We start from the raw sequence: 1,614 nt of genomic DNA, 5'->3' as shown, positions 1-1,614 counted from the left end.
AGCCTGAATCCACCGATTCGGAGTCGGTAGTGCAGGGGACGGTTTCTTGATCTTGGTTTCGGTGGGTGGGCGTGCGTGGGCCGGGACCTGGGTTTCCGAGTCTCCGATCGTGGGTGGCCGGGGAGATTGCGCGGGTCAGCCGGCGGGTCCGGGTAGGGCGCGTAGCCGGGTGAGGGCCGCGGTCAGCTGATCGGCCCAGGGCCACAGCTGCGGCAGGCGCAGGACGAGGCGTCGGGCGTGCCGGGCCAGCCGAGCGGGAACGGCGAGGACTCGACGGCGCAAAGTCTTGATCGTTTGCCGTGGGGTGGCCGCGAGCTCGCCGAGGCGGGCGGTCCAGCGGCCGAGGTTGTGCGCGATGGTCTGCAGCACCAGCCAGGCGTGGTTACCGGCGAAGCTCTTGGTCGGCAGGTGGTTCAGCGCCAGCCCGTACTTCAGGTCTCGGATGGCGAGTTCGACCTCGGCGTGAGCGCGGTGGAACCGGTCCAGTGCGACGGGATCGCCGGGCTGGTCGGTGATGAACGGGTGGTACTCGAACGTCGGGAACAGCGCCTGCTGGTCGGGGTTGCGGAGGCCGGGTGGGGTGGGTGTGCGGCGCACGATGAGCCGTACCCAGGTGCCGTTGCCCCGCCAGCCCTTGCCCTTGCGCTGCTGGGCGTCGAAGGCCAGCCAGCCGATCTCGGCGACCGCGGCGCCGGGCTCGAAGTAGGGCACCGGTGTCCACGCCGACTCGTCCAGATCGGCGATCAGCGCACGCATCCGACCGATCATCCGGGCGCCGATCGAGAACCCGACCTTCGCCCGGGTGCAGGCGCCGAGCACGTCGGCGAGGTAGAAGCCGGTGTCGGCGCGCAGCACCATCGATCCGGCCACCCCCGCCGCGCGCACCCGGGAGATGGTCTCGGTGACGAACGCCGGCGCGCCGGAGGCGTCGTTGCTGCGACCCCGGCGCAACCTGGCGTGCAACACGTCCCCGGTGCCGGCGGCGACGGCCAGGATCGGGTGGTAGCCGCGCCGGCCGGTGCGCATCACCTGCGCGCCACCGCGCTTGGCCAGCCCGTAGGTCTCCACCAGGGTCGCGTCGATATCGAGCACGAACGGGTCGGTCGAGCTGGCCTCGATCGCCCCGATATCGGCGGCGCGGGCGAGTAGCTCGCGGCTGACCGCGTCGAGTTGGCGGGCGTGCCCCCAGCCCAGCGAGCGCAGAAACGTGCCCACCGTCGAGGGCGCGGCCACCCGGTGCCCGAGCACGGCCTGCGTGGCGCCGGCCCGTAGCGCGTCGACGTCGTCAATGCAGTCGCCACCGGCCATCGCCGAATGGAGCACCGTCAGACACTTCTCCGCCGGATGCGGACCGCCGGTCACCCGCTGATCAAGCAGGTCCGGCAGGCCCAGCCGCTGCCCGAGCAGCGCCGGCAGCAACAGTCCGGCGTCGGCCACCAACGACGCGTCGTCCGCGCTGACCACAACACGGCTGAGGTCATGCGATGCTCGCACCAAGAGGGTGCTCCTGATTCCTGTGACGATCTTGGCCTGGTAACCGTGATCGTCCAGCTCAGAAGCACCCTCTTCTCGTTGCCACACCGATCACCCGCTCAGGACCGGTGGATTCAGGCT

General features: G+C 70.7%; 1 protein-coding gene. It reads right to left on the bottom strand.

Annotated elements, in window-relative coordinates:
• Positions 1-135 precede the first annotated feature (135 nt).
• The gene (locus E9565_RS21810; protein ID WP_236828170.1) at positions 136-1,494 is read right to left on the bottom strand and encodes an IS1380 family transposase; all 1,359 of its coding nucleotides are present in this window, start codon (positions 1,492-1,494) and stop codon (positions 136-138) included.
• Between the last annotated feature and the right edge of the window lie 120 nt (positions 1,495-1,614).

The organism is Blastococcus sp. KM273129 (assembly GCF_021698995.1).
In the GTDB taxonomy this organism is placed as follows: Bacteria; Actinomycetota; Actinomycetes; order Mycobacteriales; family Geodermatophilaceae; genus Blastococcus.
Note: the sequence above shows the minus strand (reverse complement) of the source record. Positions and strands in the feature narration are given on the sequence as shown.